This window comes from Rhizobium sp. FKL33 (assembly GCF_005222915.1).
Lineage (GTDB): Bacteria > Pseudomonadota > Alphaproteobacteria > Rhizobiales > Rhizobiaceae > Rhizobium_E.
On record NZ_STFX01000031.1, the window covers coordinates 383,991 to 406,341 of the forward strand.

Sequence of the window (22,351 nt, forward strand, 5' to 3'; positions counted from 1 at the left end):
CCGAGGATCTACCAAGCTCGCCTTGCGCGCCACGCTCAGGACCGAACCGAACACAGACATTCAGACGCCGCAGATCCTCGGGACAAGCCCGAGGATGACGGCAGGGAGGTAAGCGTCATGTCCCTCATCCACGAAATCGACTACGGCACCCCTGCTTCCAAGTCCGAAAAGACCGTCACGCTCACCATCGACGGCCAGAAGATCAGCGTGCCCGAGGGCACGTCGATCATGCGCGCCTCGATGGAGGCCGGCATTCAGGTGCCGAAACTTTGCGCCACCGACATGGTCGACGCCTTCGGCTCCTGTCGCCTCTGTCTGGTGGAGATCGAGGGCCGCAACGGCACGCCCGCCTCCTGCACCACGCCGGTCGCTGATGGCCTGGTCGTTCACACCCAGACCTCTCGGCTGAAGGACATCCGCAAGGGCGTGATGGAGCTCTACATCTCCGACCATCCGCTCGACTGTCTCACCTGCGCCGCCAATGGCGATTGCGAATTGCAGGACATGGCCGGCGCGGTCGGCCTGCGCGATGTGCGCTACGGCTATGAGGGCGACAATCACGTCAAGGCCCGCTCGACCGGCGGCGAGGTCAACGCCCGCTGGATGGCGAAAGACGAGAGCAATCCCTATTTCACCTATGACCCCTCCAAATGCATCGTCTGTTCGCGCTGCGTGCGCGCCTGCGAGGAAGTGCAGGGCACATTCGCGCTGACCATCGAGGGCCGCGGTTTCGACAGCCGCGTGTCGCCCGGCATGCATGAGCAGTTCCTGAATTCCGAATGCGTCTCCTGCGGCGCCTGCGTGCAGGCCTGCCCCACCGCGACGCTGACGGAAAAGTCGGTGATCGAAATCGGCCAGCCCGAACATTCCAAGGTCACCACCTGCGCCTATTGCGGCGTCGGCTGTTCGTTCAAGGCGGAAATGCGCGGCGAGGAGCTGGTGCGGATGGTGCCGTGGAAGGATGGCAAGGCCAATCGCGGCCATTCCTGCGTCAAGGGCCGCTTCGCCTATGGCTACGCCACCCACAAGGATCGCATCCTCAACCCGATGATCCGCGAAAAGATTTCCGATCCCTGGCGCGAAGTGACCTGGGCGGAGGCCTATGCGCATGTCGCCTCGGAGTTCCGCCGCATCCAGTACCAGTATGGCCGCGAGTCGATCGGCGGCATCACCTCGTCGCGCTGCACCAATGAAGAAACCTATCTGGTGCAGAAGCTGATCCGCGCCGGCTTCGGAAACAACAATGTCGACACCTGCGCCCGCGTCTGCCATTCGCCGACCGGCTATGGCCTCGGCCAGGCCTTCGGCACCTCGGCCGGCACGCAGGATTTCGATTCCGTCGAGCATACCGACGTGGTCATCGTCATCGGGGCCAATCCCACCGAAGGACATCCTGTGTTCGGCTCGCGCCTCAAGAAGCGGCTGCGTCAGGGGGCCAAGCTGATCGTCATCGATCCGCGCAAGATCGAGCTCGTCTCGTCCCCGCATGTGAAGGCGGAGTATCACCTGCCGCTGAAGCCCGGCACCAATGTCGCGGTGGTCACCTCGCTCGCCCATGTCATCGTCACCGAAGGCCTGTTCAATGAGGCCTTCATCCGCGAGCGCTGCGACTGGTCTGAATTCGAGGACTGGGCGGAATTCGTCTCCGACGAACGCCACAGCCCCGAGGCTCTCGCCGCCGTCACCGGCGTCGATGCGGAGCTGGTGCGCGGCGCCGCCCGTCTGTTCGCCCGCGGCGGCAATGGCGCGATCTATTACGGTCTCGGCGTCACCGAGCACAGCCAGGGCTCGACCACGGTCATGGCCATCGCCAATCTCGCCATGGCCACCGGTAATATCGGTCGGCCCGGCGTCGGCGTGAATCCGCTGCGCGGCCAGAACAATGTCCAGGGCTCCTGCGACATGGGCTCCTTCCCGCATGAACTGCCGGGCTATCGTCATGTGTCCGACGACGCCACCCGCGCCGTGTTCGAGAAACTCTGGGGCGTGACGCTTTCCAACGAGCCGGGCCTGCGCATTCCCAACATGCTGGACGCCGCCGTCGAGGGCACGTTCAAGGGCATCTATATCCAGGGCGAGGACATTCTGCAGTCCGATCCCGACACCAAGCATGTGTCGGCGGGTCTGGCGGCGATGGAATGCGTCGTGGTGCAGGATCTCTTCCTCAACGAGACGGCCAATTACGCCCATGTCTTCCTGCCGGGCTCGACCTTTCTTGAGAAGGACGGCACCTTCACCAATGCCGAACGCCGCATCAACCGCGTCCGCCGGGTCATGAGCCCGAAAAACGGCTATGCCGATTGGGAAGTCACCCAGCATCTCGCCCAGGCGATGGGGCTCAACTGGACCTACAGCCATCCCTCCGAAATCATGGCCGAGATTGCCGCGACCACGCCCAGCTTCGCCGGCATCAGTTATGATTATCTGGAGAAGATGGGCTCGGTGCAGTGGCCCTGCAACGAGAAGGCCCCCGAGGGTTCGCCGATCATGCATGTCAACGGCTTCGTGCGCGGCAAGGGTAAGTTCATCCGCACCGAATATGTGGCGACCGACGAAAAGACCGGCCCGCGCTTCCCGCTGCTGCTCACCACCGGCCGCGTGCTCAGCCAGTACAATGTCGGCGCGCAGACGCGTCGCACCGGCAATACCGCCTGGCATCCCGAGGACCGGCTGGAAATCCATCCGCATGACGCTGAAAACCGCGGCATCCGCGATGGCGACTGGGTGCGGCTCGCCTCCCGCGCCGGCGAGACCTCGCTGCGGGCGCTGATCACCGAAAAGGTCGCGCCGGGCGTTGTCTACACCACCTTCCATCACCCGGTGACCCAGGCAAACGTCATCACCACCGATTTTTCCGACTGGGCGACCAACTGTCCGGAGTATAAGGTGACAGCGGTGCAAGTGTCGCCGTCGAACGGTCCGTCGGAATGGCAGGAGGATTACAGCGAACTCTCCAAGCTCAGCCGCCGCATCGCCGGCAAGCTGGAAGCTGCGGAGTAAGGTTGTTGATTGCATCGGTGGCGTACCCCCCTCTGCCCTGCCGGGCATCTCCCCCTCAAGGGGGGAGATTTGATGGGGCATCCGCTCGCCCACTCTCTAGCGTCACAAACGCAGCACTCGACATCTCTATGAGGCAGGGCGAACGCCTCTTGCCAATCTCCCCCCTTGAGGGGGAGATGTCCGGCAGGACAGAGGGGGGTATGACCCATGCCTGAAGCGCCTGACCCCTCTCGCCGCGTCCCCGACCTCATCTTCCGCAACGGCCGCCTTTCGCAAGATCACCGCATCGTCGCTGAGGAAGCCGCCGTCGCGCTCTCCTATGGCGGCTCGACGGAAGCGGTGATGATGGCCACCCCCGCCGATCTCGAAGATTTCGCCATCGGCTTCTCGCTGTCGGAAGGCATTGTCACTGGCATCGACGAGATCGAGTCGATCGCCATCGAACCCGCCTCGGGCGGCGTTGACCTGCAGATCGCGCTCAGCGACGATCTCGATCACACGCTGCGCGCCCGCCGCCGCGCCAAAGCCGGGCCGGTCGGTTGCGGGTTGTGCGGGGTGGAATCGATCGAGGAGGCGCTGAAGCCAGCAGCCGACGTCTCCGCCGCCACACTCCGTCTCGCGCCGTCGGATATCGCCAGCGCTATGGCGGCGCTGACCGCGCGCCAGCCGCTCAATGCGGAGACCCGCGCCGTCCACGCTGCGGCTTTTTATGTTCCGGGGCAGGGACTCATCGCCGTCCGCGAGGATGTCGGCCGCCACAATGCGCTCGACAAGCTGATCGGCGCCTTGGCCCGCGCGGGCGTCGATGGCGCGTCCGGCGCGGTGATCATGACCTCGCGGCTGTCGGTCGAACTGGTGCAGAAGACGGCCAAGCTCGGCGCTGCCGCGCTAATCGGCATATCCGCGCCGACAGCGCTCGCCATCGACATGGCCACCCGCGCCGGCATGACGCTCGTGGCGCTGGCGCGCGGCGAGGATTTCGACATTTTCACCGGCGCAGACCGGATCATCACGGGAGACAAAGCCGATGCAGCCTGACAAGCTCGTGCGCATGGCCAATCAGATCGCCACCTTCTTTCTGTCCCAGCCCGAGGCGGAGCGCGCGTCAGGCGTCGCTGTGCATATCAACAAATTCTGGGAGCCGCGCATGCGCCGCGCCTTCCTCGACCATGTCGACGCCGGCGGCGAGGGGCTGTTGCCGCTGGTCATCGAGGCGTCGAAACTGGTCAAGCGTCCGGAGCCGTTGAAGGCGGCGGGGTGAGCCGAGGCTCAGCACAAGAAAGCCTCGCCAGCGCAATCCGGCGAGGCCCGAATATTGTCTGCGCGTGGTCCCTGGGATCAGACGTCTTCCCAGCCATTGGTCTTCAGCGCCGTATTGCCATGGACGGCGCGCGCCACGCGACCGACCCCCCGGTCCGGCGAACTGACCGGTCGCGCCGCAAACGCTGGCGCAGCAGTGGGCGTGTCGGACCTGTTTGCGCCGATCTCGAAGCTTCTGATCAACTGGAACAGCGCATCCGCCTCTCGCGCCAGCGAATGGCTGGCGGCTGTGGATTGCTCCACCATCGCCGCGTTCTGCTGCGTGCCCTGGTCCATGGTGTTTACCGCCATATTGATCTCCTTGATACCCGTCGCCTGTTCTTTGGCGCCTTCGACGATGGCTGTCACATTGACGCTCACCGCCTGCACCTGCGACACGATGTGATCGAGCGCCTTGCCGGTTTCGGTCACCAGCCGCACTCCGTTCTGCACCTGCTCGCCGGATTTGGAAATCAGCGCCTTGATTTCCTTCGCCGCCGAGGCTGAACGCTGGGCGAGTTCGCGCACTTCCTGGGCAACCACCGCAAAGCCCTTGCCTGCCTCGCCCGCCCGGGCTGCCTCCACTCCGGCGTTCAGCGCGAGGAGATTGGTCTGGAAGGCTATCTCGTCGATCACGCCGATGATGCTGGAAATTCCGCGCGACGAAGATTCGATCGCCTCCATCGCGGCCACGGCGCGAGTCACGATGTCGCCCGAGCGTTCGGCCGAAAGGCGGGTCTCATGCACCTGCTTGGCGGCTTCTTCCGCCCTGCGGCTCGAATCGGACACGGTGGTGGTGATCTCCTCCAGCGCGGCAGCCGTTTCCTCCACCGAAGCCGCCTGCTGCTCCGTCCGCTTGGACAGGTCTTCGGCGGCGGCGCGGATCTGGCTGGAGCCCGCCGCGATGCCCTGGGCGTTCAGTCCCACCCGGCGCATCGCGTCCTCGAGCTTCGCCACCGCATCGTTGAAATCCATACGGACCTGATCGAGCCGCTCGGTGAAGGCGTTGGTGATGCGATAGGTCAGTTTTCCATCGGCCAATTGCCCGAGCGCGCGACCGATATTGTCGACGGCGAAGTGGACCGCTGCGGCTTCCTGCGCCTGAAGGCGCTCCCGGTCGAGGCGCTCCCGTTCCGACTGCGCGCGATTGGCCTCGGCCTCCTGTTCGAGTCGCATCCGGTCTCGCGCATTGTCGCGGAACACGGCGACGGTCGACGCCATCCGGCCGATTTCGTCCTCGCGGCCCTCGCCATAGATGTCGACGGCCAGGTTGCCTGCGGCGAGATCCGTCATCGCCCGCGTGATCGCGTTGACGGGCCGGATGACGCCCCGCGCCACGGTCCACATCGAAATTGCCGCGAGCGCGCCGCCGAACAGTGACAGGATCGTCATGGCCCGGATCAGGAAGGTCTTCAATTCTTCGCCGGTTTCCAGTTCCTGCTTTGCCACTGTCATCTGCAGTTCGACCAGCTTCGAGATGTCCTCACCCAGGGGATCGATTGTGGGATAGAGACGCTTGTCGTTGAATTCCGCGAGCGCAGCGAGGTCGCGCGATTGCAGGATGTTTCGCAGTTGTTCGATGCTCTCGGTTGCCCCCTGCCGCCGGAGATGGAAGTCATCCGCGAGGCTTTTTTCCTCGGTCGTCAGCTTGGTGGCGATATAGGCCTTCCAATATTGGTCGACTGCCGCCAGCGCCTGATCCACGCTCTCGAGCCCCTGCTCGGGCGTCAACGCGCCGGCCCTCACTTTATGCGCGGTGTCAACGATGCTGACGGCAAAACCGTCGCCGATGCGCTTGAGCTGTTCCATCGGAACGACGCGATCCACCACGATCGTTGTAGTGATGGCGGTTGCGCGCTCCATGGCGTAGAAGGCGAACGCTGATACTGCGACGAGCGCTGCCGTCAGTAGTGAGATGCAGGCCAGCAGTTTTGTGCTGATCGTCATTGTTGGTCGGCCCCATGATTAAGTGGAATTGGGGATACGTGCGAAAACAGGACGAGTTTGGGTGCACATTGAGCATTTATGCGAAATGTGGGTAATTCGACGAGCAATCACACTCTCTTCACATGCTATTGTGCGCTATTTTAGTGGTCCAAAATTTAAATAAATCTAAATTATTGATTAGGATTGTTCGAGGGTTGTCAGAAAGCGCGATGACGGCACAGGCGGCAATCTTGGCGCCCCTCCAGGGCCTCACCGCCCCAGTGTTGAGTATGCGATTGACGGATTTTGCGACGCTGGTATCCACACTGCGCACGCCGTGCTAGGACACCCTCCATAGTTTGACAGCCCGAGACCATCTCAATGCCCGCCGCCCTTTATGCCGATCTCATCGCCGACCTCCGCTCGCTCCTCACCGAGCTCGCCCAGGCGCCAGAGCGCTTCCAGAGCTGGGATGCGCATGTCGAGCTTGCCGCCGCCGGCGGGTTGGTGGTGTTGCAGACCAAGCGGGCCAAGGGGGTGGTCGACAGCCTGTTCTGGGGGCGTCCGCCCAAGGCCGCGGAGAACCGGCAGCTGCCCGAGGCGGCTGCTTACGCCGCCATCGATCGGTTCCTGGGGCTTGGCGCGCATCTTGCGCTTGCCGATGCGCTGCCTGCGGGCGTCACGCTCGATGAGGATTTTCCGCATTGTGCGGTCCGGTTTGCCTATCGCAAGAAAGGCGCGGCGAAATCGCGCTCGCTGTCGATGATCTTCATCGGCTTCAATGCTGCGGACGATGCGCATGCCTATGCGGCGCGAGCGGGCGAGACCTTGCTTTTGGCGGCGGCCCGACCGCTGATGGCCGACAGACTTCACGAGTGGCGATAGTCGCCCACCGCCAGGCCTGCACGCCAGCCTTGCGCCAGTTTTGGAGACTATAGCGATAGGTCAATATCATCTGTCGTCGCGGGGATCGGGGCGTGAGCATCAATATCGGCATGAGCGGGTCTTTGGAAATCATCGCTTTCAGGGTCAATGACCAGTCATTCTGCGTGAAAACCGGGTCGATCCGGGAAATCCGCGGCTGGGCCCCGGTCACGCCCATCCCGCACTCGCCCTATGAAGTGCTGGGCGTCATCAATCTGCGCGGCACGGTCATCCCGATCATCGATCTCGCCGTCAAGCTCGGCATGCCCGGCACCGAAGCCTCCGAGCGCAGCGCCATTATCGTCACCGACGTCAACAAGATGACGGTCGGTCTCCTGGTCGAGGGCGTTTCCGACATCCTCACCGTGCCCGCCGACAGTCTGCAGCCGATCCCGACCAGCGCCGGCCAAAGCACGGCCTTCGCCGACGGCATCCTGGCGCATCAGAACCAGATGATCTGTTTCCTCAACCTCGAAAACCTGTTTTCGACCACGCTCAGCTACGAGGGCGGCGGTGCCGTGGCCGCAGGCGGCGGAGCCGGCGGCTGGGAAGAATTCTGATCCGATAGCCTCGACTTACGAAAAACGGTCGCCGATCCCGCAAGGGGTCGGCGATTTTGCGTTTTCAACCTCTCCGTCGTAACCCTTGAGCTTGTCCCAAGGGTCTGAGCCATCTCGAAACGTGAAGCCATTGCAGATGCTTGAGACAGGCCCAAGCATGACGGAGAAGAGGTTTTCGCCCGAGGGGAAGCCTCCTTGCAGTATGGCGGTTGAGTCTCGATCACCTGTGCTCCTCCACCGCCCTCCGCCAAATTCCGAAAATTTTCCGCAATCCGGTCTAGAAAAGGCCGGAATCGATCCCCAGATTATGCCTCGACCCTGGTCCGGGCCCCTCTGGTAAAAGCCGCCGGCGCTTTTACGATGTCGGACCTTACCGACAGCGATTGCCGGCGAGAGGATCTGGGCCATGACCATTTTCCCCATGAAGACGCTTGCCCGCGAGCCGATGACCACCGGCGCCCGCAACCCCTTGCCCGCGCGGCTGGGGCCCGACGGAACCGCGCCGCGTCTGGCGTCGGGACGATTTCCCGCGACCATCAATCGCCGAACGGCGAGCGTCCATCGCGTCTGACCGGGCAAGGCGGCTCTCCATGCACGCGCCCCGCTCCATCCAGACTTTTCCCGCACACGTCACCCATGTCCGCGACGCAGAGCCCATGAGGCCGCTCCGGAAGGGTTTCAAAGGAGACCATGAATGTCCGACTTCATCGCCGCCCTGATCGCTTTCTTCGTCATCGATCCCTTGACGGCGGAGCTCGACGGCAAGATCGCCGGGTTGAAATCCGCCCCCGAGACCGCGGCCATCGTCCGCGATTGCGCCGGCGCGATCGGCCCGCAGCTCGTGCAGAAGGCGTCCGGCGATTATTGGTGGGCCGCCACCACCGCCTTCAGCGTCGCCACCGGCCTGACCGCGCCCGAATCCCTGCTCGCCGACGGACCCGCCTCCTGCCAGACCGCGCTTTCGCTTCTGAAGGGCGAAACCGGCGAAGAGCCCGGCGAAGCCTGACGCCCCCGACTTCTCAAGACCGACATGCAATCCCTGGAGACTTTGATGCCTTCCCATACCGCCGCCCTCCGCCGCGATCTCGCCGACCCCTCCGACAACGACAATATCCGCGCCCGCCGCAATGCGCTGATCGCCCATTGGGCGGCGGAGAGACTGTCCCTGTCGGGATGGGAGATCGAGGCCTATGCGGACATGCTGCATGCGGTGGATCATGAAGAGCCCGGCGACGCCGACGTGTTGCGGCAGTTGAAGCAGGATTTCGCCGAACGCGGCGTCGCAATCGATGATCGGGAACTCGAAAGCGCCCTCAGGCTTTCTCACAAGCAGGCGCTTCGCGAGACCTGGTGCACCGATTGACAGGCGACGGAATGGACGACACGACAGAACAGCAACAGCCGCGCCGCGGCGTGGCCACCGAGACGCTCGAACGTCTGGTGGCGCGCGCCGCGGCTGCGCCCGATGGCAGCCTGAGCCTCCACGAAGTGGTGGGGGCCATGGGCCGCACCAGCATCGCCTTCACTATTCTCATTCTGTCCCTGCCGCCGCTCTGCCCCATCCCCGGCCCGTTCGGCGTGGTGTTCGGCACCGTGCTGGCGCTGGTGTCGCTGCAGATCATGGCCGGCGCCCGGCATATCTGGCTGCCCGGCTTTCTCGGCAGGCGGCGGATCTCGGCGGGCGTGCTGGACGTGACCTTCCGCTACACCGCGCCCATCATGGCGCGGGTGGAGCGCTTGCTGAAACGCGACCGCATGAAAGGCCTGACGGGCCGCGGCGTGCAACGGATGCTGGGCCTGCCGGTGTTCCTCCTGGCGGTGGCGGTGGCGCTGCCGATCCCCTTCGGCAACTTCCTGCCGGTGCTGGCGCTGATGGTGATCGCGACCGCGCTCATCCAGCGTGACGGGCTGGCGGTAATCGGCGGGCTCGCGATGACGCTCGTGGCGCTCGGCGCGACCGCGGCGCTGGTCTATGGCGCGGCGGAAGCCACGCTCTACGTCTTCGGTTGATCAGAGCCTGAGGCCGGCGATGGCGAGCGGATTGTCCTCGAGCGCCTGACGATCCGGCCGATCCACCTGCGGTCGGCCGGTGAAGGCGTCGAACAGCGAGCGCACGAAGTCTTCCTCGAGATCCTGGGTGATGAGCACCATGCGGGTGCGCCGGTCGTCGCCCGGCCAGGCGGCCAGCCGTTCGGGCTGGTGAAACACCGATTGCACGCCATGCAGCACCAAAGGGCGGTCCGGATCGTCGCTCAGCTGGACGATTGCCTTCATCCGCAACAGCTTTTCCGCATGCGCCGAACGCAGGAGATCGACGAACATGCCGATGGCGGCGGGATCGATCGGCCGGTCATGGGTGATGGAGAAGGAGCGGATCGCCTGATCGTGGTGGTGATGATGGTGACCGCCGTGATGATGGTGATGATGGTCGTGATGACCGTGATCGCCGTGATGATGGTGATCGTGATCATCATGGTGGTGATGATCATGGTCGCAATGATCGTCGCAGACATGGTCGTGATCGTCATGCGCCGCCGCGTCTGCCAGCCAGCGGGCGGCGTCGGCCGTGCGGCTGCGCGGATCGAACAGGCCGGCGGAGAAGGTGTCATAGGCGCTCGCGCGGGCGGAATCGCCGTCGATCAGTTCGGCGCGCGGATTGAGCCCGCGCAGCCGCGACACGAGATCGGCGATGGTCTCTTCCGAAGCCAGCGATTTCTTGGATAGGATCAGCCGGTCGGCGAGCGCCGCTTGACGGCGCGCTTCCTCATGCCGCTCCAGCGTCGAGACGCCGTTGACCGCGTCGACCACGGTGATGACGCCGTCGAGCGAGAAGATGCGGGCGAGATCGGGATGGCCGATGATCGACTGGATGACCGGGGCCGGATCGGCAAGCCCGGTGGTTTCGATCACCACGCGGGAGAGCCGCTTCATGCGGCCCGCCTGGATCGCCTCATGGAAGCCGGCCAATGTGTCGGTCAATTCGCCGCGCACGGTGCAGCACAGGCAGCCATTCGACAATTCGATGACCGAATCGGAGGCCTCGACCAGCAGGTGGTCGATGCCGACCTCGCCGAATTCGTTGATGATGACGGCGGCGTCGGCCATGTCGGGCTGTTTCAAGAGCCGGTTGAGCAGCGTCGATTTGCCCGCGCCGAGAAAGCCGGTCAGGATCGAGACGGGAATGCGATCGGCGGGCGCGACCATCAGTTGATCGGCCTCGGCTCGGGGATCGGAATGTTGGCGATGACATCATCGCCGCTCGCGGTCTTGGCGGCGTTGGCCGCCTTGCCTGCGGGCGTGATGGTGACGAGCGACACGACCAGCGGCCGGCCGATCGGCTTGAGATAGGGCGACTTGACCTTCATGCTGACATCGTCATGGCCTTCCGAGCGGACTTTCTTCTTGCCTTTCTTCGGGCAGATGTCATCGGAAATGTCGGCCACCGCCTCGCGGCCCGCGCCGTAAGCCGCGAGCCGGTCGATGCGCGGCAGGCCGCCGTCGGAATTGATCGACAGGCCCTTTTCGAGCAGCGAGGCCGACAGTTCGGCGCGGCCGACCAGGCTGTCGGAGCCGAGCACGACCGAGAGAACCTGCCGGCCGTTGCGGGTGGCGGTCGACACCTGGTTGAAGCCCGAAGCGCAGATGAAGCCGGTCTTCATGCCGTCGGCGCCGTCGAATCGACCGATCAGCTTGTTGTAATTGGGGATCTGCTTCTTGCCGACCTGCAGGCCTTCGATGCCGAAGTAGCCCTGATATTGCGGATAGCGGTGGCGCAGCGTCAGAGTCAGGATCGCGAGGTCGCGGGCGGTGGTGTATTGGCCCTTGCCCGGCATGCCGTTGGGATTGATGAAATGCGACGAGGTCATGCCGAGATTGGCGGCCTCGGCGTTCATCATGCCGACATAGTTCTCCACCGAGCCGGCGAGATTTTCGGCGATGGCGTAGGCGACGTCATTGGCCGATTTGACCAGCAGCAGTTTGAGCGCATCGTCGAGCGTCATGGAATCGCCGGCCTTGAGATACATTTTCGAGGCGGGCTGCGAGGCCGAAAGCTTGCTCATCACGATCGGCGTCGACAGCGAGACCTTGCCGGCCTCGATCTGGCGAAAGGCGACATAAGCCGTCATCAGCTTGGTCAGCGAGGCGGGATACCATTTCTGGAAGGCGTCCTCATGCTCGATCACCTTGCCGGTGCGCATATCGACCAGGATATGCGGATTGGCCGCTGCGAGGGTTGCGCTCAGGGCCAGGCCGGCCCCCAGGGTCAGTGCAAGCAGTCTCTTCACGCCTTGCCGGACATCCGCCATCATCGCGTCTTCGCCTCGTCCATCGCCATCATAGAACTTTCTTTACCGGCCGGTATTTAGCCTATATGGCAAGGAGATGGCAGAAGTTTTTTATTCTTCCGGTCATTTTCGCGCCCGCCCCCGCGCGTCGACGCTCCGAGAAAGGATCGCCTGGAATGCCCATCCTCAACCGCGCCAGCGAATTGCAGGCGGAAATCGCCGCCTGGCGCCGCGACATTCATGAACATCCCGAACTGAATTACGACGTGGTGCGGACGGCCGCTTTCGCCGCCGCCAAGCTGCGCGACTTCGGCGTCGACCAGGTGGTCGAGGGACTGGGCCGCACCGGCGTCGTCGGGCTCATCAAGGGCTCAAAAGGCGAGGGACCGGTGATCGGCCTGCGCGCCGACATGGACGCGCTGCCGATGACCGAACTGACGGGTAAGCCATGGGCCTCCAAGACGCCCGGCAAGATGCATGCCTGCGGCCATGACGGTCACACCGCCATGCTCTTGGGCGCGGCCCGCTATCTCGCCGAGACGCGCAATTTTAGCGGCTCCGTGGCGGTGATCTTCCAGCCGGCCGAAGAGGGCGGCGGCGGCGGCGACGCCATGGTGCGCGACGGCATGATGGAGCGTTTCGGCATCCAGGAAGTCTACGGCATGCACAATCTGCCGGGCCTGGAGATCGGCAAATTCGCCACCCGCAAGGGCCCGATCATGGCTTCGACCGACGAATTCCTCATCACCGTGCGCGGCAAGGGCGCGCATGCGGCCATGCCGCATCGCGGCGTCGATCCGATCGTCATCGCCGCCCAGATCGTCTCGGCGCTGCAGACCATCGTCTCGCGCGTCACCGATCCGTTCGAATCCACCGTGGTGACGGTCACAAAATTCAACGCCGGCACGGCGATGAACGTCATCCCCGACGAAGCCCATCTCGGCGGCACGATCCGCACGCTGAACGCCGAGCAGCGCAGCCAGGCGCAGACGCGCCTGAAGGAGATCGTCACGGGCGTCGCTGCCGCGCTCGGCGCGGACGCCGATGTGCGGGTGCATACCGGCTATCCCGTCACCGTCAATCACGGCGCACAGACCGACGCCGCCGTGCGCATCGCCGCCGAGATCGCCGGCGCGCCCAATGTCGACGGCGAGGGCTCGGCGATGATGGGCGGGGAGGATTTCTCCTATATGCTCAACGCCCGGCCCGGCAATTTCATCTTCATCGGCAATGGCGACAGCGCAGGGCTTCACAATCCGCGCTACGATTTCAACGACGAGATCATCCCCTATGGCGTGTCCTATTGGGTGAAGCTCGCCGAGACCAGACTGGCCGAACTCGGCTGAATCAAGAAGACTATTTTAGGGAGGAGACCCTGACCATGAGCGCGACCAGTTGGCTCGATCTGCCCACCCATCGCGACTGGCTGAAGGCGGAAGCCGGCAAGCTGTTCGATTTTTTCCAGTTCCGCTCGATCAATCCGAACGGCGGCTTCTTCGAATTCGGCCCTGACGGCGCGGTGCTCAACGCCGCCAATCCGGTCCGCCCCGTCCATCTCGCCGCCCGCATGGTCCATTGCATGGTGATCGGCCATCTGCTCGGCCGTCCCGGCTGCGCCGATCTCATCGATCACGGCATGCGCTTCATCTGGGAGCGGCATCGCGACACAGAACATGGCGGCTATTTCTGGTCGGTCGACGACAATGGCCCTGTGGACGCCAGCAAGCAGGGCTATGGCCACGCCTTCGTGCTGCTCGCCGCCTCCTCGGCGCTGCTCGTCGGCCATCCGCTCGCCGATCCGATGTTGGAGGACGTCACCACCATTCTCGAAACCAAATTCTGGGAAGAGAGCCACGGCGCCATCGCCGAGGAGTTTGCCGCCGACTGGACGCCGGTAGCAGGCTATCGCGGCCAGAATTCCAACATGCATCTGACCGAAGCGCTGATGGCCGCCTATGAGGCGACCGAGGACGAAGGCTATCTCAAGATGGCCGAGCGCATCGCCGATCTCATCATCAACCGCAAGGCGCGGGAGGTGGGCTTCGTGGTCGGCGAGCATTTCGACGAGAACTGGACGCTGCTCAAGGATTACAAGGGCAACGAGATGTTCCGCCCGTCCGGCACGACGCCGGGCCATGCTTTGGAATGGGCGCGGCTGATCCTGCAGCTCTACGCCCTCGGCGACCGCAAGCTCGACTGGATCCCCGAAGCGGCGCAGGCCTTGTTCGCCCAGGCCATGGCGCTCGGCTGGGACGGCAAGCATGGCGGCTTCTTCTACACGCTCGATTGGGACGGCCAGCCGGCCAAGCGCATGAAACTCTGGTGGCCGATGTGCGAAGGCGCCGCCGCCGCCGCCTATCTCACCCGCCATGTCCCCTCCGACATGCATGAGGATTGCTACCGGCTGATCTGGAACAAGATCGCCATGCACCATCTCGACCACGCGAGAGGCGGCTGGCATGAAGAGCTGACCGAAACGCTTGCGCCGGCGCATGAGATCTTCCCAGGCAAAGGCGACATCTACCACGCGCTGCAGGCCTGCCTGATCCCGCTCTATCCCGCCGAAGGGTCGCTGACGCGAATGATCCTGGACGAACAGGCGGGGCTGACGGCGACCGAGGAGTAAAAACCTCTCCGCCGTCAACCGTCGCATCCGCACATTCCCCTCCGTCATGCTCGGGCCTGTCCCGAGCATCTGCAACGCTTTGATTTTACTCATTGTCTTGGATCCTCGGCACAAGGCCGAGGATGACGACGGAGCGGGGGAACACCCCTCCCCACAAAGGGAACGCGCTTGCGTTGCCGCTTCCTCCATCCCCAACCGACCTCTACTCCGCTCGGCTGAACTGCGGAGTTATGTCGCAAATGCCACCAATGGTAATGGGGGTTCAATAAGACGAGGGGTCTGGGTCTCATTGTAGCGCACCCGAGACGCCGATCCGTGTCTTCCTTTTGCCCATTGCAGTCATCTGAGCACTAGCATGATATTGGCCGCTTAAGTCACCTGACATTTCGACATGCTGCGCTCTTGCTTATTTGTCTCCCGCCGCACAAAGTTCTACAAAAAGTGTAGGCATCAATTGGGCGCGTGATGGAAAAAACAAGGCCAGTAGCTAAAGTATTCGTTGATACAAATATACTGAAATTCTCAGCAGTTAAGAAACACGTGTACCGCAAAAAGAAAACTACGATTAACTGGGGCGGTGCAGAGTTCCAGGCGGATATTTATGAGCCGCATACAGTCAATGATCTGCAAAAAATTAAAAACGAAGTTCAGAGGCGCGATGCCCTGTTCCTTTGCATGCTTGCTTATGCTGGAATCTCAGAGTTGCTTAACTTCTATTTTCACCGTGCAGTTGATTTAGAAGCTTGGGGGCTGCCTGGAATGGCAAGTCCATCTGGGCGATTTTTCGGATGCCCCGTCCACGACGTTCCCGATCCGCATCCGCCGCGGTCTCGCATAATCAGTGGCGGCAACAAGGAGCCCAAAGAACACAGTCTTGATTTTATTAGCAGCATCAAGCATCCACGTTTCGTTGAACTCATGAAAATGACAGGCGCGTATCAAGGAAAGAACAGGCCGTTGAATCTTAATCAGGCGCTGGATGCTTACCATATTTGGTGTGCGGAGTCGGCGAATATTGATTATTTTCTAACTATGGATTACTCTCTAAAGAGAGTAGTTGAGCATTCGAAAACTGAAACTTCGGTGAAGATTGTAACGCCCGACCAATTAATACGAATAATTATACCAAAGCTTGGCTTCTTGAAGGCGATCAATTTTATATGGAACGGTTATAAATTCAGCAAATCCCGAGTAGCCTTCGGGGAAGGCAAAGGTTGGATTTAAAGATTGCCGATGTGTCAGCTCCTATGGCCCGAGCCTAGGTGTTCTCAACCATCGGAATGGGTTCATCATGTGGTTTCTCCAGAGCTACGACGGACAACTGCTCTTCAGACAATTCGATCAGTGTGCATTGGTGAAACGGTCCGGAAAATGACCGCTCTTGGCGCAAAGCTGCCACTGAGGCGCCTGGTGGCAGCTGCTACGCATTACTGCAGACCTGTGGGACGTCAGCGTCAACCCCGGGTTAAGCCCCTCCCCTTGTGGGAGGGGTGGGGGAGGGTCTTCTCCAAAAAAATCACCCTCCCGAAATTTTTTCATCCCCCACCATCTCGCGCCCCTTATCCTCATCTCGTCCCATCATCGGCTACACCGCGAGGCGTCGCGGCGAGATGGGGCCGGCGCTGGGGGAAGGGGGACGACGTGAACCTTTTTCTCCGGGGCTTCGAGAAACGACGACCCCCGAACACTGGGGACCTGGGCGTGAAAGCGTCCCCCAGGGTGGCGTCTCGCAAGGGACGTTACAGTAAGGCCCGCTTTAGAGGCGGATTACCCGCAGGCTCCACCTGCGGCGACGAGCGTCAAGTTCGAGGCACAAACCGCCGAATGCGGGGCGCGATGAGCGTCATACTAAACTAACTTAACGAGGCGTTCTTCGCGCCCCGGCCGAGCCCTTATGGGCGAAGCGAGAGAATGACGGACAACTCCGGGCGGGAAAACGCGGCGGAGCGATTTGGCGCGCGGAAAAGCCGCCTTTGCAAAGGAGTGCGGATCATGCCTGATCGTGACGATGAGCATATGCAAGATTTTCTGCTGGCGTTGGATCGTTGGATGACCGCACGCCAGTGTCGACTTTTCCATAAACCGTGTCGTAGTCGCTACTGCCGGCGCGCGCAGTCTTGCCAGAGCATACAGAGTCCGGGCGCTCGATTGACCTGCCTTTCCGACGGCGAGTTCGCCTCAAACTTGAACCGGGTAAGGTCTATCATTATCGATGTTTTCCGAGCGCGTCATGTAATCATTCGCCGGCCCGACCCTTGGGAGGAATGGGCTGAATATGCGGGCATTTCGCTGGCGATGACATATCTCCATCCGCGGAGCCCGCAATACCGGCGCTTCGATGCCTGGCACTCGAACTTCAAAAGCCTGGAAGCGCGCCGCAAAGCCGGAGAATTCGACAAGCCCGTCGATACGCAGGCGATCCTCGCCGAGGCCCGGGCGGAACTCGCCGAAACCGAGGCGATGCTGAAAAAATACAACATCGACTGATCGAGGGGGCAGGCCTTCTTGACGAAGCGCAAGCCTCGCAAAACAAACAGCAAACATGGTCTTTTCCGCCCTCTTTATTTTGATCGGGGTCATTCCCATATGCGGCTCAAGAAGCGAAAAACTTCCCGGGCTCGCCACGGATGGGGGCTCGATCCTGAAAGACGCCGCGCGCCTCAAGGGCGCGGCGGGAAACGGAGACGATCATGGACTTGCAGAAATATTCCGAACGCGTGCGCGGCTTTCTCCAGAATGCGCAGACCTATGCGCTGGGTGAAGGCAATCCGCAATTCACTGCCGAACATGTGCTGAAGGCGCTGCTCGATGACGATCAGGGCATGGCGGCCTCGCTGATCACGCGGGCCGGCGGCGATCCGAAAATCGCCAAGCTCGCCAATGACGAGGCGCTGCGCAAGCTGCCGAAAACCTCGGGCGGCAATGGCCAGATTTCGCTGTCGCAGCCGCTCGCCCGCGTGTTCAACACGGTGGAAGACGTCGCCAAGAAGGCCGGCGACAGTTTCGTGACCGTCGAACGCCTGCTGGTGGCGCTTGCGGTGGAAACCTCCGCCTCGACCGCCGAAACCTTGAAAAAGGCCGGCGCCACCGCGCAATCGCTCAATCAGGTGATCAACGATCTCCGCAAGGGCCGCACCGCCGATTCGGCCAATGCCGAACAGGGCTTCGATTCGCTCAAGAAATATGCCCGCGACCTCACTGCCGAGGCCCGCGAAGGCAGGCTCGACCCGGTGATCGGCCGCGACGACGAAATCCGCCGCACGATCCAGGTTCTGTCGCGCCGCACCAAGAACAATCCGGTGCTGATCGGCGAGCCCGGCGTCGGCAAGACGGCCATCGCCGAGGGTCTGGCGCTGCGCATCGTCAATGGCGACGTGCCGGAAAGCCTCAAAGACAAGAAGCTGATGGCGCTCGACATGGGCTCGCTGATCGCCGGCGCGAAATTCCGCGGCGAATTCGAAGAGCGGCTGAAGGCCGTGCTCAACGAAGTCCAGTCTGAGAACGGCGAGATCATCCTGTTCATCGACGAGATGCACACGTTGGTCGGCGCCGGCAAGGCGGACGGGGCGATGGACGCCTCCAACCTCTTGAAGCCTGCTTTGGCGCGCGGCGAATTGCATTGCGTCGGCGCGACCACGCTCAACGAATATCGCAAGCATGTGGAAAAGGACGCAGCACTCGCCCGCCGCTTCCAGCCCGTGTTTGTCGACGAGCCCAAGGTCGAGGATACGATCTCGATCCTGCGCGGCCTCAAGGAAAAATACGAGCAGCATCACAAGGTGCGAATCTCCGATTCGGCGCTGGTGGCGGCCGCGACACTGTCCAACCGCTACATCACCGACCGCTTCCTGCCCGACAAGGCCATCGACCTGATGGACGAGGCGGCGTCGCGTCTGCGCATGCAGGTGGATTCCAAACCGGAAGAGCTGGATGAGCTCGATCGCCGCATCATGCAGCTGAAGATCGAGCGGGAAGCCTTGAAGAAGGAAACCGACCAGGCCTCGCGCGACCGGCTGGACAAGCTGGAAGCGGATTTGATCGGGCTCGAGGAACAGGCCGATGCGCTGACCGCCCGCTGGCAGTCGGAAAAGCAGAAGCTCGGCCTCGCCGCCGATCTCAAAAAGGCGCTCGACGACGCGCGCAACGAACTTGCCATCGCCCAGCGCAAGGGCGAATATCAGCGCGCCGGCGAACTGGCCTATGGCACGATTCCCGCGCTCGAAAAGCAGCTGGTCGACGCCGAAAATCGCGAAGGCCAAGACGCAGCCATGGTGCAGGAGGTCGTCACCCCCGACCATATCGCCCATATCGTCTCGCGCTGGACCGGCATCCCGGTCGACAAGATGCTCGAAGGCGAACGCGACAAGCTGTTGCGCATGGAAGACATGCTGGCTGCATCCGTGGTCGGTCAGGGGGATGCGGTTCAGGCCGTCTCGCGCGCCGTCCGCCGCGCCCGCGCCGGCCTTCAGGATCCGAACCGGCCGATCGGCTCGTTCATCTTCCTCGGTCCGACCGGGGTGGGCAAGACCGAGCTGACCAAGTCGCTCGCCCGCTTCCTGTTCGACGACGAAACCGCGATCACCCGCATGGATATGTCGGAATATATGGAGAAACACTCCGTGTCCCGCCTGATCGGCGCGCCTCCGGGCTATGTCGGTTACGAGGAAGGCGGCGCGCTGACCGAGGCTGTCCGTCGCCGGCCCTATCAGGTCGTGCTGTTCGACGAGATCGAAAAGGCCCATCCGGATGTGTTCAACGTGCTCCTGCAGGTGCTCGACGACGGCCGCCTGACCGATGGCCAGGGCCGCACCGTCGACTTCAAGAACACGATCATCATCATGACCTCCAATCTGGGCGCGGAATTCCTCACCCAACTCGGCGAGAATGACGAGGTCGACAGCGTGCGCGAGATGGTCATGAATGTGGTGAAAGCCTCGTTCCGGCCGGAATTCCTCAACCGCGTCGACGAGATCATCCTGTTCCATCGCCTGCATCGCAAGGAAATGGGCGCGATCGTCGAAATCCAGCTCGGCCGTCTCGCCAAGCTGCTGGCCGATCGCAAGATCGTCCTCGAGCTCGGTCAGGACGCCCGCAACTGGCTGGCCGACAAAGGCTACGATCCCGTCTATGGCGCGCGCCCCCTGAAGCGGGCGATCCAGCGCTATGTGCAGGATCCCCTGTCCGAGCGGCTGCTGTCGGGCGAATTCGCCGATGGATCGAAGATCCATGTCGCGGCGGGGTCGGACCGGCTGTTGTTCTCGACCAGCCCGGTCGACGCCCAGGCCGCCGCCTGAGACTGAAAACAGAAACGGGGGCCGCAAGGCCCCCGGATCATTTCGAAGTTCGGCGATACAGTTACTGGCTCGCCACCTGCTTGGCCTCGCCCTTTTCGAGCAGATCGTCGATGCGTTTGCGTTCGTCCTCGAACTTCGCCAGCGCCTCGCCCTTCAGCGCCTTGCCCGAGGGCAAGCGGATGCGCTGCGGATCGACCTTGTTGCCGTTGACGATGACTTCGTAATGCAGATGCGGGCCGGTCGACTGGCCCGTCGTGCCCACCCAGCCGATCACCTGGCCCTGCCGCACCTGCGCGCCGGGAACCACGCCCTTGGCGATGGCCGACTGGTGATTGTAGGAGGTGACATAGCCGTTGGGATGGCGGATCAGCGTCTGGTTGCCATAGCCGCCGCGATCCCAGCCGGCCTTTTCGACGATGCCGTCGCCGGCGGCGATGATCGGCGTGCCCCTGGGCGCCGACCAGTCGACGCCGGTATGCATGCGCATATAGCCGAGGATCGGATGCCGGCGCATGCCGAAGCCCGAACGGAACACGCCGCCCGGCAGCGGATTGCGGATCAGGAACTGCTTCAGGCTCTTGCCGGTCTGGTCGTAATAGTCGACCGACATGTCGGTCGGATCCTGGAAACGATAGAGCCGCGTGTCGGTGTCGCCGAATTTGGCGTGCAGGAACAGCAGTTCGGATTCGTCGGTGGCCTCGCCGCTCTCGTCCTCGGCGGAATAGAAAGCCTCGAGCTGATCGGCGGCCTTGAGCCGCGCCTGGAAATCCACCGCCGGCGCGAGCAGGCGGATCACCCGCGAGATCATCCGCTTGTTCATGCCATAGGAGAGGGCCGCTCTATAGATGCCGTCATAGACCCGCGGCAGATCCTGATTGCCGGCGACGACGGGCGGAGCGTCGTCAAAAGCGCTCGCCACGGCGGAAAGAGCCGGCGGCTCCTGGCCGGTCACGAACTTGCCCTTGTCGTCGATCGCCGCCGTCAGCTGGTGACGGCCGTCGCGATAGAGGCTGACCCGGACGATGCGCGCCTTTTCGGCCTGCTGCAGCACGCCCACTCTGACCACATCGCCCTCGGCGACGTCGCGGCGCTGGGTCACGGAGGCGAAGAAATTCTCGACATCGCCGGCTTCCGCCTTGGCGTAGCCTGCGCCGACCATCACGGCGCTGATCGTCGCGCCGACGCGGACCGGGATCACGTCATCGGCATATTCGGGCATTTGCGGCGTGACGGCGGCCGATTCCGCCACCGACATATTCTCCTCAACCACCTTGGCCGACAGCCGTCCCAGCATGTCGATGCCGTTGTCGCCGGAGGCGAAGCGTTGCGGATCGACATAATAGAGCGTCGCCACCTTGGCGTCGTCCGAGGTCAGGAGCGATCCGTTGGTGCGGACATTCTCCTCGACCTCTTCTAGCGACATGGACTGCGCGAGCGGCAGGTCGGAGCGCTCGGTCGGGAAATTCTCGACTTCGAGCGACACTTCGGATTCGACGTCGGAGCCATAAAACACCGGAGAGGGCGCAGCGGTCGCCGGCGCATCGCCTTCGGCGGCGATATCGAGCGGATCGAAGCGCGGATAGGACTGGTCGACCTGGTAATTGGCCGCCAACGCCATCTTCACATGCGCGAAAGGCAGCTTGCGCACCACCTGCTTGTCGCCTTCGACGATCACGGTGGGCACATCCATCACCGCCTTGTCGGCGGGTTTGGCGGCGAGAAGCGACGACAAAAGGCGCGAACCCTTGCGGGAAGAGGCGAGCTGGGCGTCGCGATCGTTGGGAAGAGGCTGGTTCATGGCCGAGGCCTCGGCCGGAGTCGCCAGAATTTCCCGGCCCTCAAGCGCCGCAAACAGCGCAACGCCCATCAGCACGGAGCTGGTGAGACCGGTCAGCACCGTGCCGGACAGCCAGCGCAGCGACACCTCGCGCCGGTCCGGCGTGCGGCGGCCTTCCGCCAGAATTGGCGGTTCTTCGCCCAGAGACCGGATGATCTTCACTTCTTGCATGGAAACCGCTTTTTTCCCGTCGCGTTCGGCGCGGCGATAATGACTGCATCAATCGACCCGCCAAGTCAAATCCGCAGCTCCCCTATAGAGAAGAGACGGAATGGAGCCGCGCCTTCTGCGCTTTGAATGTGAAAATAGCAGGGCGACGGGGGCGGGCAAGCGCCCGCCTGTGGACACCGCAGGCGCAACAGACTGAAACTCTCGCGCTTTCAAAAAAACTTCACAAACCGAGAAAAAAGTCTTTGACAGTTCCGGGGGACGCGCCTATAAAGCGCTTCAAGACGACGGGGGCGGCGGTTGCTTCTAGCGGCAGGCGCGCTCGTCTCTGAATTCGGCTCGAAACTTTGGTTTTGGTGTTGGATTTGGGATAGAAGAGAGACTGGCTTTCACGGATATGTGGTGGTGAGTTTCGGTCCGGGTTGATCAGG

The 22,351-nt window shown here is 62.7% G+C and carries 19 protein-coding genes; 14 read left to right on the forward strand and 5 right to left on the reverse strand.

Annotation, left to right across the window (positions count from 1 at the left end; translation table 11 throughout):
- Window positions 1–117 precede the first annotated feature (117 nt).
- The 3 genes from fdhF to E8Q41_RS19995 all read left to right on the forward strand — a co-directional run bounded on the left by fdhF (window position 118) and on the right by E8Q41_RS19995 (window position 4,261).
- Complete coding sequence (fdhF, locus tag E8Q41_RS19980; protein ID WP_137157309.1) at window positions 118–3,000, forward strand: formate dehydrogenase subunit alpha; 2,883 nt, start codon at window positions 118–120, stop codon at window positions 2,998–3,000.
- A 207-nt stretch (window positions 3,001–3,207) separates the two neighbouring features.
- Window positions 3,208–4,038 carry a formate dehydrogenase accessory sulfurtransferase FdhD gene (fdhD, locus tag E8Q41_RS19990; RefSeq protein ID WP_137157311.1) on the forward strand — a complete coding sequence of 277 codons (831 nt, stop codon included), beginning with the start codon at window positions 3,208–3,210 and terminating at the stop codon, window positions 4,036–4,038.
- Window positions 4,028–4,261 (forward strand): formate dehydrogenase subunit delta, encoded by a 234-nt coding sequence (locus tag E8Q41_RS19995; protein WP_137157312.1) that lies wholly within the window; start codon window positions 4,028–4,030, stop codon window positions 4,259–4,261. The genes fdhD and E8Q41_RS19995 overlap by 11 nt, the downstream gene beginning before the upstream one ends.
- A 77-nt stretch (window positions 4,262–4,338) precedes the next feature.
- On the opposite strand, the gene E8Q41_RS20000 is transcribed toward E8Q41_RS19995, so the two are convergent.
- Window positions 4,339–6,246 (reverse strand): methyl-accepting chemotaxis protein, encoded by a 1,908-nt coding sequence (locus tag E8Q41_RS20000; protein WP_170976545.1) that lies wholly within the window; start codon window positions 6,244–6,246, stop codon window positions 4,339–4,341.
- 360 nt (window positions 6,247–6,606) lie between these two features.
- Between E8Q41_RS20000 and E8Q41_RS20005 the strand changes: the two genes are divergently transcribed.
- The 6 genes from E8Q41_RS20005 (at window position 6,607) to E8Q41_RS20025 (ending at window position 9,719) form a co-directional block, all read left to right on the forward strand.
- Complete coding sequence (locus E8Q41_RS20005) at window positions 6,607–7,110, forward strand: hypothetical protein (RefSeq protein WP_137157313.1); 504 nt, start codon at window positions 6,607–6,609, stop codon at window positions 7,108–7,110.
- A 110-nt stretch (window positions 7,111–7,220) separates the two neighbouring features.
- Window positions 7,221–7,709, forward strand: a complete 489-nt coding sequence (locus E8Q41_RS20010; protein WP_137157347.1) for a chemotaxis protein CheW — start codon at window positions 7,221–7,223, stop codon at window positions 7,707–7,709.
- A 406-nt stretch (window positions 7,710–8,115) separates the two neighbouring features.
- On the forward strand, window positions 8,116–8,280 hold the full coding sequence (locus E8Q41_RS25635; protein WP_170976546.1) for a hypothetical protein: 165 nt from the start codon (window positions 8,116–8,118) through the stop codon (window positions 8,278–8,280).
- A 123-nt stretch (window positions 8,281–8,403) separates the two neighbouring features.
- Window positions 8,404–8,715 carry a hypothetical protein gene (locus E8Q41_RS20015; protein WP_205910400.1) on the forward strand — a complete coding sequence of 104 codons (312 nt, stop codon included), beginning with the start codon at window positions 8,404–8,406 and terminating at the stop codon, window positions 8,713–8,715.
- Between the two features lie 45 nt (window positions 8,716–8,760).
- Window positions 8,761–9,072 carry an ATPase inhibitor subunit zeta gene (locus E8Q41_RS20020; protein ID WP_170976547.1) on the forward strand — a complete coding sequence of 104 codons (312 nt, stop codon included), beginning with the start codon at window positions 8,761–8,763 and terminating at the stop codon, window positions 9,070–9,072.
- 11 nt (window positions 9,073–9,083) lie between these two features.
- The gene (locus E8Q41_RS20025) at window positions 9,084–9,719 is read left to right on the forward strand and encodes an exopolysaccharide biosynthesis protein (protein ID WP_137157315.1); all 636 of its coding nucleotides are present in this window, start codon (window positions 9,084–9,086) and stop codon (window positions 9,717–9,719) included.
- Here the strand turns inward: E8Q41_RS20025 and E8Q41_RS20030 are convergent, their stop codons facing one another.
- Both E8Q41_RS20030 and E8Q41_RS20035 read right to left on the reverse strand, forming a co-directional pair.
- Window positions 9,720–10,913, reverse strand: a complete 1,194-nt coding sequence (locus E8Q41_RS20030) for a GTP-binding protein (RefSeq protein WP_137157316.1) — start codon at window positions 10,911–10,913, stop codon at window positions 9,720–9,722.
- Window positions 10,913–12,016, reverse strand: coding sequence for a D-alanyl-D-alanine carboxypeptidase family protein (locus E8Q41_RS20035; RefSeq protein ID WP_137157348.1), 1,104 nt, complete (start codon window positions 12,014–12,016; stop codon window positions 10,913–10,915). Before E8Q41_RS20035 ends, E8Q41_RS20030 begins: the two co-directional genes overlap by 1 nt.
- Before the next feature lie 155 nt (window positions 12,017–12,171).
- On the opposite strand from E8Q41_RS20035, the gene E8Q41_RS20040 reads away from it, so the two are divergent.
- The 5 genes from E8Q41_RS20040 to clpB all read left to right on the forward strand — a co-directional run bounded on the left by E8Q41_RS20040 (window position 12,172) and on the right by clpB (window position 19,915).
- Window positions 12,172–13,341, forward strand: coding sequence for a M20 aminoacylase family protein (locus E8Q41_RS20040; RefSeq protein ID WP_137157317.1), 1,170 nt, complete (start codon window positions 12,172–12,174; stop codon window positions 13,339–13,341).
- 35 nt (window positions 13,342–13,376) lie between these two features.
- Entirely contained in the window at window positions 13,377–14,621 is a 1,245-nt protein-coding gene (locus tag E8Q41_RS20045) for an AGE family epimerase/isomerase (RefSeq protein WP_137157318.1), read from the forward strand.
- A 465-nt stretch (window positions 14,622–15,086) separates the two neighbouring features.
- A complete protein-coding gene (locus E8Q41_RS20050; protein WP_137157319.1) occupies window positions 15,087–15,845 on the forward strand; it encodes a hypothetical protein in 759 nt (252 codons plus the stop codon).
- A 768-nt stretch (window positions 15,846–16,613) separates the two neighbouring features.
- On the forward strand, window positions 16,614–17,108 hold the full coding sequence (locus tag E8Q41_RS20055; RefSeq protein ID WP_137157320.1) for a hypothetical protein: 495 nt from the start codon (window positions 16,614–16,616) through the stop codon (window positions 17,106–17,108).
- A 203-nt stretch (window positions 17,109–17,311) separates the two neighbouring features.
- Window positions 17,312–19,915 (forward strand): ATP-dependent chaperone ClpB, encoded by a 2,604-nt coding sequence (clpB, locus tag E8Q41_RS20060; RefSeq protein WP_137157321.1) that lies wholly within the window; start codon window positions 17,312–17,314, stop codon window positions 19,913–19,915.
- Between the two features lie 61 nt (window positions 19,916–19,976).
- On the opposite strand, the gene E8Q41_RS20065 is transcribed toward clpB, so the two are convergent.
- Both E8Q41_RS20065 and E8Q41_RS25750 read right to left on the reverse strand, forming a co-directional pair.
- The gene (locus E8Q41_RS20065) at window positions 19,977–21,923 is read right to left on the reverse strand and encodes a M23 family metallopeptidase (RefSeq protein ID WP_137157322.1); all 1,947 of its coding nucleotides are present in this window, start codon (window positions 21,921–21,923) and stop codon (window positions 19,977–19,979) included.
- A 220-nt stretch (window positions 21,924–22,143) separates the two neighbouring features.
- A partial coding sequence (locus E8Q41_RS25750; RefSeq protein WP_205910401.1) for a hypothetical protein occupies window positions 22,144–22,351 on the reverse strand: 208 nt, incomplete at its 5' end.